We start from the raw sequence: 14,218 nt of genomic DNA, 5'->3' as shown, positions 1-14,218 counted from the left end.
CCGGGAGGAGAAGCGGCGGGGCACGTCTCCGCCGCTTCTGCCAAACGAACCAAACCCGATCAGGGCCCTTTCATGCAAGGATATAGACATGGGATATTCTACCCCTAAGAAACAACTGGATCTCAAGGACTTCCTCGCGCAGCCGGCGACGAAGCGACCGTTCCGCAACTCCATGGCCTTTCGTCGCCCCAGCAGCCCGGTTGTTGGCAGCACGACTGGTGCAGAAAAGCCCGTAGCAGGCACGAAAACAGCGAAGCCAACCGTATGAATGCTCGGCCCTGAGGTTCATTCGGCCGGAGCATTTTGGACTGTGAGCGCCTATCGCTCCGCCTTGCCTGAGCGGCTGCTTCGCAAAAAGCACGTCGGGGCGTGACCGACGGCCTTGGCCGAGCACGTCGGGTCCGACGTTGCGGCTCTATCTCGCCGCACGCCGCAGCGCCGCGTGACCGGTTCGAGCCCTTAATGGACCTTGGAGTATATGAAGCAATCGCGGGGCGCTTCGGAAATGTTGGGGTGGTGGAAGTAGCGCCGCAGGATGCCCTCGCGCTCCATACCTGCGTTTTCCATCACTCGGGCCGATGCAGGATGATCCACGTCACAGAAGGCTTCCACCCTGTAAATCATGGGGTGAGCGAGAGCCTGTTCCACAAGCCACCGCATCACCTCTGTTGCGCAGCCCTTTCCCCATGCCGATCTCTGTAGAACGTAGCCGTAGCTCACCCTATGGCCAATCAGTTTGGGGTGAAACATTCCAACGAAGCCACCGCTTTTGCGGTCAAATGCGACAACGGGAAAGCCGCTTCCCAAGTCCCATTCGGCGGCCGCTATTTCCAAGAACGCGGACGTGTCCGCGAGGCTTTGATGGGGTTTCCAGCCGAGGAAGCGTGTGACCTCAGCATCGGTCGCGTAGCTGTCGAAAATGGGCTGGGCGTCATCCACCTTCACGCGACGGAGGTAGTAGCGGGCTGTCTCGAACTCTTCTTGCAGACGATAATTTGCGCTCATCCTTCCACTTCTTCTGTGATTTCTTCTGTGATCGGGCGGGTTTGGTCAAGTATCCAGCGAGCAGGTCCTTGCTTCTGTCAGTGGGCGGCATGCCGCCACAAGGTGCGGACTATGGTGAGGCGGGCGGCTCCAACGCGGACGGGCCGCCCATCAAGTTCGATCTGGAGTGTGGTGCCGCGAACCTTGCTCAAAATATCGGCAGGAACACGGACTCGGAGCAGGCAGTTTCGCTTTGCTGTCGCTTTCGTCGGCGTCGGCATCATAAGACCCATGTGTACCACCTCTGTGTCTCACTAGAAGCGGCGCGATCCCCAATGGGGTATAATGTCTTTTTTTCAACGGTTTAGGGTGGTGGGTGATGAGAGACTCGAACTCCCGACATCCTCGGTGTAAACGAGGCGCTCTACCAACTGAGCTAATCACCCAACGGGCGCCTTTTAGCCTGCCTGCGCGGCATGCTGCAAGGCGCAAACTGGCGCGGACGCCATTGATTTCAGGTCTCTTGGCGCGTTGCCGTTTGCAAGCCGCGTGATGGCATGTCTGGTCGCTTCTGGCCCGGCTTAGGGGCTGTCGGCCCCGAGCAAGGACAGCGCGGGGAAGGCGGCGATCACGGCAAGGCCCACAAGACAGACCAGCAAAAAGGGCAGGGTGCCTTTGGCAATGCGTTCAATCGGCAGGCGGGCGACATGCGCCGCCACGTATAGATTGATCCCCACCGGCGGGGTGATCAGCCCAATCGCCAGGTTCACCATCGCCAGAACGCCGAACCAGACAAGGTTCCATTCCAACTCGCGCGCGACCGGCAAGAAGATCGGCAGGCAGATGAACATCACCGTTACCGCATCCATGAACATCCCGGCAATCAGCAAGATCACCATGATCACGAACAAGATCACCCCTTCATTTTCCGACAGGCCAAGAAGCGCACCGGAATAGGAGCCGACCAAATCTTCGACGGACACCACCCAGCCAAAGAGGCTGGCGTAAGCCACAACCAGCATCACCATCGCGGAAGAGGCGGCCGCATTGCTGAGTGCTGCATAAAGCCCCTTGAGGGTCAGCGTGCCATAGGCCAGCCCGCCCACCAAAAGCGCATAGACCGTGGCGACCAAAGCGGCTTCGGTGGGGGTGAACATGCCCGAATAGATCCCGCCCAAGATCACCACTGGGGTCATCAGCCCCCAGAAGCTGTCTTTGAAGGCCAAAAACAGGCGGCGCAGATAGCCGTTTCCGGCGTAGGGCATGGGGCTCAGTTCCTCAAGCCGTGCTGCGGTGGCGGTGCCTTTGGCCTTCGCCTTGGCAAAGGGCAGGGTCAGCAGCATCATCACGCCCATGAAAATGCCGGGTAGGATCGCGGCAAGAAACAGGCTTGAGATCGAGGTTTCCGCGATCACGCCATAGATCACCAGCCCGATTGAGGGCGGGATCACAATCGACAACGCGGCGCCAGTGCAGACAAGCCCGGCGGAATAGGCGCGCGGATAGCCGTCTTCTTCCATGCCTTTGATAATCATCGGGCCGATCGCCGCCACCGAGGCGGGGCCGGAGCCGCTGACCGCGCCCCAAAACAGGCACACCACCGTGCCCACAAGCCCCATGCCGCCGGGCACAGAGCCAATCAGCACGCGAAAGAAGCGGATCATCCGCTCGGCAATGCCCAGCGTGCCCAAAAGCGTGCCCGCCAGAATGAAGAAAGGGATCGCCAAAAGCGAGAATTTCGTGATCCCGGCGGCGATCAGATCGCCCACCAGATCAAGCCCGAAGCCCATTTGCCACATGGCATAGATCGCGGAGAGGCCCAGCGAAAAGGCCACGGGCACCCGCAGCGCAAGAAGAATGAAAAACAGCAGCACCATTTCGGTGCCTGTGGCCAGCCCAGGGATCAGATCATACATCGCCGACCACCCCGAACGCATGGCCTTTGCGCCATTCTTCCCATGCGTGCTGCAAATACCGGATCAAGATCAGCGCAAAGCCAAAAGGCACCGCCGCCTGATAATACCATGCCGGAATGCCCAGCGCGTAAGAGCGCATTCCGTTCGACAGAAGGTTTTGCAACGCCTCCCACGAGAAATAGGCCGAAAGCACCAGCAAGATCACAGAGGCAAGGACCGACAGCGCCAGCACCACCCGTTGCAGCGCGCGCGGCAGAAGGTCGTTCACCAGCTCTACCGCCAGATGCTCGCCCCGCCGTGCCGCGATCGCCGCCCCGAAAATGGTCAAAAGCAAGAACCCGTTGGTCAGCAATTCTTCGGTCGCGGCCAAAGAATAATGCGTGCCATAGCGCACCACCACATTGGCAAAGCCAAGAAGCGTCATGGCCAGAAAAATCACCGCGCAGATGATTTTCTCGGCCTCACGCAGAAGCAACAGAAAGAAAGACATAGGGCCTCCGGGGGGCGCTTGATGGCATGGGGCGCCCCGGTTCGGGGCGCCCGCAAAGGCGGATCGCTAGAGCGATTATTGCGCGGCGGCGATGGCGGTCTGGAACGCGCCCACCAATTCCGGCCCGACCATTTCGGCCCATTTGTCAAAGGCAGGCTGGGTCGCCGCTTTGAACGCCGCCAGTTCTTCGGCAGTGGGTTCATAGACTTCGACGCCTTGTTCGCGCAGGAATTCGACGCCCGTCGCGGTGGCCTCGCGCGAGATTTCACGCTGATAGGCCATCGCCTCGTCGGCGGCCGCTTGGAACTTGGCTTTCGTCTCGTCGTCGAAGCTGTCCCATTTCGCTTGGCTGATGCCCAAGAAGATCGGGTCATAAGAATAATGCCAAGTGGTCAAATACTTTTGCATTTCATAGACTTGCTGCGGAATGATCACAGCACCGATCGGGTTTTCTTGGCCGTCGACCACGCCTTGTTGCAGCGCGGTGAGCGTTTCGCTCCATTGCATTTGCTGCGGGTTGGCACCGAGCGCATTCATCACATCAATATACATCGGGCCCGCCACGCGCATGCGCAGGCCTTTCATATCCTCCGGCCCGGTGATCGGGCGCACATTGTTGGTGACTTCGCGGAACCCGTTTTCGCCCCAAGCCAGAACGATGATGCCTTTTTCTTTCAAGATCTCCGACAAGATCTTGCCCGGCTCGCCTTGGGTGGTGGCATCAACCTGAGCGTAATCAGCATAGAGATAGGGCAGCGAGAAAGCGGCCATTTCCGGCACCAGCGGCGTGACGTTGATCGCCGAGCTGACCACCAGATCAATTGCGCCACGGCCCACCATCTCGGCCTGTTTCATCTGGTCGCCGCCCGCAAGCTGGGCATTGGGGAAGACGCGCACTTTAAAATCGCCGTCCGTCGCCTCGGCAACCAGCTCGCCGAACTTCTCGGCCCCTTTTTGCCATGTCGTCGTGTCGCCGGTGTTTTGCGACAGGCGCAGGGTCTCTGCGGCGGCACTGCCAGCCATCAGCGCGCCGGCCATCATGCCCGCCAGCGCGGTTTTCCCAACGATGCCGCTCAAGGTTCCAAATTTCATCCGTCTCATCCTGTGGCTTGGGCGCAAGGCCCTTGGTTCGACGCACCTCCCAGTGCCCCAAGCGGCTCGATATAAAGAATGAAGAATATTGTCCACCGTAAGCCAAGCTTGAAACATTAGTTTCTTTCTGGGGCTGATCGCGCAATGCAATGCCTCGGGCGTGGTCTGTTAGCGTTATTCGGGGCTTGTGCGGCGCTGATGCTTATCGCCGCACCACAAGGGCGGCTGTGATCCGCTGACGCGCGCGCCCGGCGCGCGGCGGTTTGTCCGGCGGTTTGTCCGGCGGGGCAATCGGTGCTGCAAGCTGCGATGCGCGCAGGCAGGCGACTCGCAGATGGTGAAAAACTCATCTTCGATGCGCAATTTTCGATCTTTTTTCGGCGTGCCGCGCCTTGCGCCAGATTCGCCCTTTACAGTCGGCCAAACTTGCGCTGTCACTTAGGTAAACCGGGTTACTAAACCGATTTACAATCGGAATCACGGCGAAGGAGCGCGAAATTGGCAACCTTGCAGGATGTGGCGAATGCGGCGGGCGTGTCGAAAACGACCGTGTCGCGCTACCTGAATGGGTCGCTGGACCTGCCCGCGCGCACGGCGGCACAAATCCATGCCGCGATCCGCGATCTGGACTATCGCCCCAACCCGCATGCGCGCCGTCTTAGCCTTGGGCGGTCCGATACCATTGCGCTGATCGTGCCCGATATTTCCTCGCCGTTCTTTGCCACCTTTGTGGCCGCCGTCGAGGCCGAGGCGGATGCGCGCGCCTTGTCGTTGTCCTTGCATGCCACGCTGAACCGGCGGGATCGGGAATTGTCCTATATCGATACCGTCGCACGCGGCCATGCCGATGGGCTGATTTTCGTGACCAACCATGCCGATGATGGCGAATTGGGGCGGCGGCTTCAGGCAGCGGGCAATTGCATCATCGTCGATGAAGATATCGCAGGCACCGATCTGCCCAAGGTGTTTTCCGACAACGAACAGGGCGGCTATCTGGCCGGGCGGCATTTGGCCGAGGCCGGGCATCGCCATCTGATGGTGATTGGCGGCGGCGAAGAGATGATTTCCGGCCAGCGCCGCCACGCCGGTTTTTTGCGCGGCTTGCAAGAGGTCGCCGGGCCGCAAGTCCGGGTTTTGCGCCATCAGGGCACCTATACGCTTGAGACCGGGCGCGATGCGGCGCGCCGCTTTTTGCAAAGCCCCGCCGATCAGCGCCCAAGCGCCATTTTCGCCACTTCGGATGAATTGGTGATGGGCCTGATGGAAGTGTTGCAAGCCTCGGGCATCCGCGTGCCCGAAGAGGTTTCGGTTGTGGGGTTCGACGATGTCGGGCCCTTGCACCTGTTTGCACCGGCGATCACCGCCGTGCGCCAACCGGTGCGCGATCTGGGCAAAAGCGCGCTGGCGCTTTTGCTGGCGCGCGCCGCAGACAGCAGCAAGCCCCCGTCAGAGGTGCTGTTGCCTGTCACCCTCATCGAGCGGGCTTCGGTGGCCCCGCCGATGCCAACCTGACACCGACCCAACAGAGAGGACTACCCATGCTGTCTCCCTTGACCCGTCGCGGTTTCGCTGCATTGCTGGCCACCGCCAGCCTGACTGCGGCCCTGCCTGCCGTGGCGCAAGAGACCAAGACCCTTGCGCTGGTGCAAATCAACCAACAGGCGCTGTTCTTCAATGAAATGAACCGCGGTGCCGAGGAAGCGGCCGAAAAGGCGGGCGTGAATCTGGTGATCTTCAACGCCAACAATGATTCCTTCGCGCAAAACTCGGCGATCGAGACCTATATCCAAGAAGGCGTGGACGGGCTGGCCGTGGTCGCCATCGACGTCAATGGCATCATGCCGGCGGTGGAACAGGCCGATGCGGCGGGCATCCCGGTTGTGGCGATTGATGCGATCCTGCCCGAAGGCCCGCAAAAGGCGCAAATCGGTGTCGATAACGCCGCCGCCGGGGCCGATATGGCGGCCTTCTACACGGAAAGCTATGCCGATCCGACGAAACTGGGCATCGTCGGCGCGCTGAACTCCTATATCCAAAACGTGCGTATGGATGGGTTCAAGGATGCGCTGGGCGCCGATGTCACCATCGCGGGCACCGTCGACGGGCAAAACATCCAAGACGTGGCGCTGGGCGCGGCGGAAAACCTGATCACCGCCAACCCCGATCTGAACACGATCTACGCCACGGGTGAGCCGGCGCTGATGGGCGCTTTGGCCGCTGTGGAAAGCCAAGGCAAGCAATCGGATATCGACCTGTACGGCTGGGATCTGACCGCGCAGGCGATCGATGCGATCGATGCGGGCTATCTCAAAGGTGTTGTGCAGCAAGATCCGGCGGCGATGGGCGCTGCGGCGGTCGAGGCGCTTTTGGCGATCTCGAATGGTGAAACCGTTGCGCCGCAAATCTCGGTTCCGGTCACCATCGTCACCCAAGAAAACGTGGACGACTTCCGGTCGCTGTTCGAATGAGCATGGCGGATGTAAATCAAGAAGGGAGGGGGGATGCCCCCCTCTCGGCACCGGCGCCGATCCTGTCGCTGCGCGGCATCGAAAAGACCTTTGGCTCGCATCAGGCGTTGCGCGGGGTCGATCTGGATATCCGTCCGGGCGAATGTCTGGGGCTGATCGGCGATAACGCAGCCGGGAAATCGACGCTGTCGAAAGTGATCTCTGGCACCTATGTGCCCGATGGTGGTCAGATCACCATGGAAGGCAAGCCGGTGCGCTTCACCACGCCCTCTGAGGCGCGCGATCTGCATATCGAGATGGTCTATCAAGACCTCGCTTTGTGCAACCATGTCGATGTTGTGGGCAATTTGTTCTTGGGGCGCGAACTCAAGCGCGGCCCGTTCCTCGATCAGGCGCGCATGCTGGAAGAGGCCGAAAAGATGCTGGCCGCGCTGGAAATCCGCATCCCGCGGCTGACCGCCAAGGTCGAAAAGCTGTCGGGCGGGCAGCGCCAAGCGATTGCGATTGCGCGCGCGGCCAGCTTCAACCCCAAAGTGCTGATCATGGACGAGCCCACCTCGGCGCTGGCCGTGGCCGAGGTCGAGGCGGTGCTGGCGCTGATCAACCGGGTCAAGGCGCGCGGTGTGGCCGTGGTGCTGATTACCCACCGGATGCAGGATCTGTTCCGCGTCTGCGACCGGATCGCGGTGATGTATGAAGGCACGAAAATCGCAGAACGCGATATCGACAAGACGAATTTGCAGGAACTGGTCGACCTGATCGTCGGCAAAGGAGGCCATTGATGGTTGCCTATACAGAGCGTCAGGCCGGCTCCAAACTGGCCGATTTCATCGGCGATCATGCGCAGGTTTTGTCGATTGCGACCTTCTTCGCGCTGTGTGTGCTGTTTTTCGGCATGCTGTCGCCGACCTTCCTCAATATGGGCAACCTGCTCAATATCGTGCGCCAAGCCGCCCCGATCATGGTGGTGGCGGTGGCGATGACCTTGGTCATCACCACGGGCGGCATTGATCTGTCGGTGGGCTCGATGGTTGCGCTGATCAATGCGTCGGCGGCGGTCTTGATGGCGATGGGCCTGCCTTGGCCGCTGGCGATCGTGCTGATGCTGGTGATGGGCGCGGTGATCGGCGGGGTTCAGGGGTGGTTCATCTCTTATCAAGGGATCCCGGCCTTTATCGTCACGCTGGCGGGGCTGTCGATCCTGCGCGGTGCCGCGCTTTACCTGACCGAGGGCTATTCGATCCCGATCCGCGATGCCGACGGGTTCTTCTGGCTGGGCCGGGGCGAAATCTTGGGGCTGCCGGTGCCCGCGCTGATCGCCATTTTGATCGCCATCATCGGCTTTATCGTGATGTTGCGCACGCAATATGGCCGTCAGGTCATCGCCGTGGGCTCCAACATGGAAGCCGCGCGCCGTGTGGGCATGCCCGCGCGCAAGGTGTTGGCTTCGGTCTATGTGGTGGTGGGGCTTGCTTCGGCCATCGCGGCGATCTTGATCGCGGCGCGTCTGGGCTCTGGCTCGTCGAACGCGGCGCAAGGTTTCGAATTGCAGGTGATCGCCGCGGTTGTTCTGGGCGGCACTTCGCTTTTGGGCGGCAAGGCGTCGATGTTTGGTACGGTGTTGGGCACAATGACCATTGCGGTGATCGGCAACGGGCTGATCTTGCTGCATATCTCGCCCTTCTTCACGCAGATCGTCACCGGCACGATCATCTTGATCGCGATCTGGATGAACACCCGGCTGTTCGAACGGAACTGGCGGTTCGGCAAAAGGAAAAAGGCATGAGCGAGCGGTCCGTAGCCCATACCGGTTCGGGGCTTGTGATGACGGTCAATGGCCCGATCCCAAGCGCCGATCTGGGCCACACCTTGATGCATGAACACCTGCAAAACGATTGTTCCTGCTGGTGGAACCCGCCCAAAGAGCCCGAGCGCGCCTATCTGGCCGAGGCCAAGGTCTCGATCGAGATTTTGGGCGAGTTGCGCCAAGATCCCTTTGTCAACAAGCACAATATCGCGCTGGATGACCCGGATCTGGCGATTGCGGAGCTGGCCCCGTTCACGGCGGCGGGGGGGCACTCTGTCGTGGATCCGACCTGCCGTGGCATTGGGCGTGATCCGCGAAAGCTGCGCCACATCGCTAAGGGCGCGGGCGTGAATATCGTGATGGGGGCGGGCTATTATCTGGACAGCTCGATCCCTCAGGCCGCGCGCGGGTTGTCGGCCGATGCGATTGCCGATGAGATCGTGGCCGAGGCGCTGAACGGCACCGATGGCACCGATGCGAAAATCGGCTTGATCGGCGAAATCGGCGTCTCGTCGGATTTCACCAAGCTGGAAGAAACCTCGCTGCGCGGCGCAGCGCGGGCGCAGGCCCGCACGGGCCTGCCCTTGATGGTGCACCTGCCGGGCTGGTTCCGGCTGGGGCATAAGGTGCTAGACATCGTCGAGGCCGAAGGGGGCGATCTGAACCATTGCGTTTTGTGCCACATGAACCCCTCGCATATGGACCCGATCTATCAGGCGACATTGGCGCAGCGCGGGGCCTATCTGGAATTCGATATGGTGGGCATGGATTTCTTCTATGCCGATCAGAATGTGCAATGCCCCTCTGATGACGAGGTGGCACGCGCGATCCTTGCCCTGACCGATGCGGGCTTTGGCCACAAGATCCTGCTCTCGCATGATGTCTTCGTGAAAATGATGCTCACCCGCTATGGCGGCAATGGCTACGGCTTTGTCACCCGCCATTTCCTGCCGCGTTTGTTGCGCCACGGGCTCGACCCGGCGATGCGCGACGTGTTGATGGTGTCAAACCCGCGCCGGGTTTTTGACGCCACTTTCTGATCTGTCCCAAAGGAGCCAACATGGCCTTCAAGGTTCTTCTGGTCGGCGAAAGCTGGACCACATCGGAAACCCATTTCAAAGGGTTCGATCAATTCGGCTCGGTGCATTTCCACACCGGGGCCGATCCGCTTCTCAAGGCGCTTAAGGGCACCGAGTTTGAAGTGGATTATATGACCGCCCACGAGGCGGCCGAGGGGTTCCCCTTCGAGATGGAGGGGCTTAAACCCTATGACATCATCATCTTGTCGGATATTGGCGCCAATACCTTCTTGCTGCCGCCCGATGTCTGGCTGCGCTCCAAATGCGTGCCGAACCGGCTGCGCCTGCTGAAAGAATGGGTGGCCGAAGGCGGCAATCTGATCATGATGGGGGGCTATTTCTCGTTCCAAGGAATTGACGGCAAAGCCCGCTGGCGGCGCACTCCGGTGGAAGAGGTTCTGCCCGTCACCTGTCATCCTTGGGATGACCGCGTCGAAATCCCCGAAGGGGCCGTGGCCGAACTGACCGCCCCGGAGCATGCTGTTTTCGCGGGGGTGGACGGCGAATGGCCGCCGATCCTTGGGGTCAATGAGGTCGAGGTGAAAGCGGGGGCCGAGGTTCTGGCCCGCCTCCCCGAAGATCAAGGCGGGCATCCGCTTCTGGTCACCGGCACCTTTGGCAAGGGGCGCACCGCCGCCTGGACCTCGGATATCGGGCCGCATTGGCTGTCGCCCGCGTTTTGCGATTGGCCGGGCTACAAGCAGCTTTGGGTGAATGTTCTGGGCTGGCTTGTCGCGCGGTGACCACGATGTGCAAGGGGCGTGGCGGGGCGATCTGCCCCCGCCACGCGCAAGACTTAACTGGCCAGAAGCGCGCGCATTTCGGCCATGCTCGGAAAGGCGCTGACGGTGCCCGCCCGCGCCACGGTATGGGCGGCGGCGGCCGCGCCATGGGCCAGCGCACGGGCATCCAGATCGGTGCCGCGCAGCGCCGCCGAGCCGAGCGAGACCGCCATGAAACAATCGCCTGCGCCGGTGGTATCGACCACGGTGCAGGGGCTTGCGGGCACGTGCAGGTCTTGGCGCGCCGTGATCAGTCGCGCCCCCGCGCCGCCCAGCGTCAGCACCACCTGCGCGACGCCCTGCGCTTGCAAGGCGGCCACGCCGCCCAAAGCCTCGGCCTCGCCTTCATTGACGTAGGCAATGTCCACATGCGGCCAAAGCTGCGCGAAATAATCTTGCAGGGGCGAGGGGTTAAACGCCGTGGTCAGGCCGCGCGCCTTGGCCTCTTGCAGCGCGGCGAGCGTGGTCTGCCCGCTCAGATTGCCCTGCATCACCAGCAGGTCACCGGCTTGCGCATCCGCCAGCGCGGCGCGCGCTTGATCGGGGGTGAAAGCCTCCGCCGCATCGCGGGTGGTGATGATCGCATTTTCGCCGGTGGCCGCCATCAAGATGGTCGAGGCATCGGTGGACACGCCGTCTTGCGTGATCAACTCGGCCATCACCGGCTCGGCTTGCAACCGGGTGGCGATTTCTTGGCCGCGGGCATCTTGGCCCACGGCGGCAAACAACTGGCAAGGCAATCCGGTGCGCGCCAGCGCAATCGCCTGATTGGTGCCCTTGCCCCCCAAATCCCGCGACAGCGGGCGGCCGAAGACCGAAGCGTCGGGCTGCACAAACCGATCGATCGCAAGCGTCTCGTCGAGTGCAGCATTGCCGATGACGTAGGCCTTCATCTCTCATTCCTCTTTCGTGAAAGGTAAACTATGCAACTCATCTCTGACCGCACAGGTGGAGCGATAAGTGAGATTTTTGGGCGGGACAAGGCCTTGATCGGCATGATCCATTGCCCTGCTTTTCCCGGCGCGCCGCGCTATCGCGGCGAGACGGTCGATGCGATCTATGACGCCTGTATGCGCGATGCCGAACGGCTGATCGCGGGTGGTTTGCACGGGCTGATCGTCGAAAACCATGGCGATGTGCCGTTCTCGAAGCCAGAGGATATCGGCCCGGAAACGCCCGCGATGATGGCGGTGGTGACCGATCGTCTGCGCACCGCTTTTGGCGTGCCACTGGGCATCAATGTGCTGGCCAATGCGCCGCTGCCCGCGCTGGCCACCGCCGTCGCCGGCGGGGCGCAATTCATCCGCGTGAACCAATGGGCCAATGCCTATGTCGCCAACGAGGGGTTCATGGAAGGCCGCGCCGCCGAGGCGATGCGCTATCGGTCGCTTTTGCGCGCCGAGCGGGTCAAGGTGTTCACAGACAGCCATGTGAAACACGGCGCCCACGCCATTGTTGCGGACCGCACGATTGGTGAATTGACCCGCGATCTGGCGTTTTTCGATGCCGATGCAATCATCGCCACGGGCCAGCGCACCGGCAATTCGGCCACGGTCGAAGAAATCGATGAAATCGGCGCCGCCACCCATCTGCCGCTACTGGTGGGCTCGGGCGTGACCGAGGAAAATATCTCGATGATCCTTGATCGCACCAATGGCGTGATCGTGGCCTCGTCGCTCAAGGAAGGCGGCGTGTGGTGGAACCCGGTCGATCCGGAACGCGTGAAGTCCTTTGTCGCCGCCGCCAAGGAGCGCCACGATGTCTGAACGCCTCAGTGACCGCATTTTGCGCGAAAATGCCGATGTCTTTGCCGCGATGGTCGCGCATCGGTTCACGCAAGATATTGCCGCCGATACGCTGCCGAAGATTGTGTTTGACCGGTATCTGCTGATCGAAGGTGCCTTTGTCGAAACCGCGATTGCGATTTTTGGCTATGCGGTGGCGAAAACCTCTGACATGGGCGACCGGCGCAAGCTGATCGCTTCGCTCGATGCGCTGGCCAATGAGCAGATGCCCTATTTCGAAAATGCCTTTGCCGCGCGGGGGATCGCCCCTGATCCGGCGCTTCAGGCAGAGCCGCGGGTGGCGGCCTTCCGCGAAGGCATGCTGGCCATTGCGCGCGATGGCGATTTCACCGCGATCATCACCGCGATGTTTGCTGCCGAATGGATGTATTGGACGTGGTGCACCGCTTGCATGGCGCACAAGATGAGCGATCCGATGGTGCATGACTGGGTGGCGATGCATGCCGCGCCGGGCTTTGCGGCGCAGGCGCACTGGTTGCGCGACCGCATCGACCGGCTGTCGGAAGACATGACCCCGGCGCAACAAGACGAGGCCGTGCGCGTTTTCGGCCATGTGCAGCAGTTGGAGATCGATTTCCATTCTGCGGCCTATCTGGACTAAGCAGGGGGGCGGCGTGGTCGCCCCTTTTTGATACGATTTCTGGGGATGAGCATGCTTGATGTCGTTGATCTGACCCGCCGCCTTGTGGCCTTTGACACGGTGAACCCGCCGGGGCGCGAGGCTGACGTAATGGCCTTTTGCGCGGATTTGTTGCGCGACGCCGGGTTTGACTGCCAGCTTACGCCCTTTGGGGCGGGGCGGCGCAACCTTCTGGCCAGCAAGGGGCTGGAGCCGGGGCGCGCGGCGCTCGCCTTTTCGGGCCATCTGGATACCGTGCCCTTGGGGGCGCAGCCGTGGCGCTATGATCCGCATGAGGCGGTGGTGGCAGAGGGCGCGATCCATGGCCGGGGCAGCTCTGACATGAAAGGCGGCGTTGCGGCCTTTTTGCTGGCCGCGATCCGTGCCGATGTGCCGCCGGGCGGGCTTGTGATTTTGCTGACCGCGGGCGAGGAAACCGGGGCCGAGGGCGCGCGCGCCATGGCCGCTGCGCCCTTGCCCAAGATCGGCGCGATGATCGTGGCGGAATCGACCCTGAACCGCCCGGTGCAGGGGCATAAGGGCGCGCTGTGGTTGCGCCTGACGGCAAGGGGCAAAACCGCCCATGGGGCGATGCCGCACCATGGGGTGAATGCGGTGATGAAAATGGCCCATGCGCTGACCCGGCTGGAGGGGCTTTCCCTCGGTCCGGCGCATGAGGTGATGGGGCCGCCGACGCAGAACCTTGGCACGATTGCGGGCGGGTTGAATACCAATTCCGTGCCGGACCGCTGCACGGCGACGCTTGATCTGCGCTCGGTGCCCGGTGTCACGCATGACGATCTGCACGCGCGGGTGGCCAAGGTGCTGGGGGCCGAGATCCAGCTTGAGCGGCTTATCGACCTGCCTGCCGTCTGGACCGAGCCCGCGCATCCGTGGATGGCGGCGCTGGCGCGCCACGCGGCGCGGCTTGCTGGGGCTGACACCACCCCCGCCGTGGTGAGCTATTTCACCGATGCCTCGATCTTCACACCGGTTTTGGGGGAGGTTCCGACGATGATCTTGGGACCGGGCGATCCGGCGCTGGCGCATCAGACCGATGAATATGTGCAGATCAATCGGCTGACAGAGGCACAGGCGATCTATGGTGCCGCCATTGCCGATTGGACCGGCGCGCCCTGACACCCGGGCGGGCAAAGGCGCGCCCGCGCAGATATT

At 61.8% G+C, this 14,218-nt stretch carries 14 protein-coding genes and 1 tRNA gene; 9 read left to right on the top strand and 6 right to left on the bottom strand.

The window, feature by feature from the left end:
* Nucleotides 1-459 precede the first annotated feature (459 nt).
* From CKO11_RS05610 to CKO11_RS05590, 5 genes are all read right to left on the bottom strand, one after another.
* Nucleotides 460-1,005, bottom strand: coding sequence for a GNAT family N-acetyltransferase (locus CKO11_RS05610; protein WP_223634079.1), 546 nt, complete (start codon nucleotides 1,003-1,005; stop codon nucleotides 460-462).
* Nucleotides 1,006-1,354: 349 nt separating this feature from the next.
* Nucleotides 1,355-1,430 (bottom strand) — tRNA-Val (locus CKO11_RS05605).
* A gap of 135 nt (nucleotides 1,431-1,565) precedes the next feature.
* Nucleotides 1,566-2,900 carry a TRAP transporter large permease gene (locus tag CKO11_RS05600; protein WP_223634076.1) on the bottom strand — a complete coding sequence of 445 codons (1,335 nt, stop codon included), beginning with the start codon at nucleotides 2,898-2,900 and terminating at the stop codon, nucleotides 1,566-1,568.
* The gene (locus tag CKO11_RS05595; protein WP_223634074.1) at nucleotides 2,893-3,390 is read right to left on the bottom strand and encodes a TRAP transporter small permease; all 498 of its coding nucleotides are present in this window, start codon (nucleotides 3,388-3,390) and stop codon (nucleotides 2,893-2,895) included. Before CKO11_RS05595 ends, CKO11_RS05600 begins: the two co-directional genes overlap by 8 nt.
* Nucleotides 3,391-3,465: 75 nt before the next feature.
* Entirely contained in the window at nucleotides 3,466-4,482 is a 1,017-nt protein-coding gene (locus tag CKO11_RS05590; protein ID WP_223634072.1) for a DctP family TRAP transporter solute-binding subunit, read from the bottom strand.
* Between the two features lie 498 nt (nucleotides 4,483-4,980).
* Between CKO11_RS05590 and CKO11_RS05585 the strand changes: the two genes are divergently transcribed.
* From CKO11_RS05585 to CKO11_RS05560, 6 genes are read left to right on the top strand one after another with little or no spacing between them, the layout of a single operon-like run.
* Nucleotides 4,981-5,994: a LacI family DNA-binding transcriptional regulator gene (locus tag CKO11_RS05585; RefSeq protein ID WP_223634069.1), complete on the top strand. Its 1,014-nt coding sequence runs from the start codon at nucleotides 4,981-4,983 to the stop codon at nucleotides 5,992-5,994.
* 26 nt (nucleotides 5,995-6,020) lie between these two features.
* Nucleotides 6,021-6,950 (top strand): substrate-binding domain-containing protein, encoded by a 930-nt coding sequence (locus CKO11_RS05580; protein ID WP_223634066.1) that lies wholly within the window; start codon nucleotides 6,021-6,023, stop codon nucleotides 6,948-6,950.
* Between the two features lie 2 nt (nucleotides 6,951-6,952).
* Nucleotides 6,953-7,732: an ATP-binding cassette domain-containing protein gene (locus CKO11_RS05575; protein WP_223634063.1), complete on the top strand. Its 780-nt coding sequence runs from the start codon at nucleotides 6,953-6,955 to the stop codon at nucleotides 7,730-7,732.
* Nucleotides 7,732-8,736, top strand: a complete 1,005-nt coding sequence (locus tag CKO11_RS05570) for an ABC transporter permease (protein WP_223634060.1) — start codon at nucleotides 7,732-7,734, stop codon at nucleotides 8,734-8,736. The genes CKO11_RS05575 and CKO11_RS05570 overlap by 1 nt, the downstream gene beginning before the upstream one ends.
* The gene (locus CKO11_RS05565; protein WP_223634057.1) at nucleotides 8,733-9,797 is read left to right on the top strand and encodes a phosphotriesterase; all 1,065 of its coding nucleotides are present in this window, start codon (nucleotides 8,733-8,735) and stop codon (nucleotides 9,795-9,797) included. Before CKO11_RS05570 ends, CKO11_RS05565 begins: the two co-directional genes overlap by 4 nt.
* Before the next feature lie 20 nt (nucleotides 9,798-9,817).
* Complete coding sequence (locus CKO11_RS05560; protein WP_223634054.1) at nucleotides 9,818-10,579, top strand: glutamine amidotransferase; 762 nt, start codon at nucleotides 9,818-9,820, stop codon at nucleotides 10,577-10,579.
* A gap of 53 nt (nucleotides 10,580-10,632) precedes the next feature.
* Here CKO11_RS05560 and CKO11_RS05555 read toward each other — a convergent pair whose 3' ends face one another.
* Complete coding sequence (locus CKO11_RS05555; RefSeq protein ID WP_223634051.1) at nucleotides 10,633-11,511, bottom strand: PfkB family carbohydrate kinase; 879 nt, start codon at nucleotides 11,509-11,511, stop codon at nucleotides 10,633-10,635.
* Nucleotides 11,512-11,604: 93 nt separating this feature from the next.
* Between CKO11_RS05555 and CKO11_RS05550 the strand changes: the two genes are divergently transcribed.
* Genes CKO11_RS05550 through CKO11_RS05540 form a run of 3 tightly spaced genes read left to right on the top strand, consistent with a single transcriptional unit; the run spans nucleotide 11,605 to nucleotide 14,182 of the window.
* Nucleotides 11,605-12,384, top strand: a complete 780-nt coding sequence (locus CKO11_RS05550; RefSeq protein WP_263298401.1) for a BtpA/SgcQ family protein — start codon at nucleotides 11,605-11,607, stop codon at nucleotides 12,382-12,384.
* Nucleotides 12,377-13,024, top strand: a complete 648-nt coding sequence (locus tag CKO11_RS05545) for a TenA family protein (RefSeq protein ID WP_223634047.1) — start codon at nucleotides 12,377-12,379, stop codon at nucleotides 13,022-13,024. Before CKO11_RS05550 ends, CKO11_RS05545 begins: the two co-directional genes overlap by 8 nt.
* A gap of 51 nt (nucleotides 13,025-13,075) precedes the next feature.
* Nucleotides 13,076-14,182: a M20 family metallopeptidase gene (locus CKO11_RS05540; protein ID WP_223634045.1), complete on the top strand. Its 1,107-nt coding sequence runs from the start codon at nucleotides 13,076-13,078 to the stop codon at nucleotides 14,180-14,182.
* Nucleotides 14,183-14,218 lie beyond the last annotated feature (36 nt).

Origin of the sequence: Rhodobacter sp. TJ_12 (assembly GCF_020023995.1) — a bacterium.
GTDB lineage: Bacteria > Pseudomonadota > Alphaproteobacteria > Rhodobacterales > Rhodobacteraceae > Rhodobacter.
The sequence above is the reverse complement of the archived record's forward strand: the minus strand, read 5'-3'. Positions and strand labels throughout refer to the sequence as shown.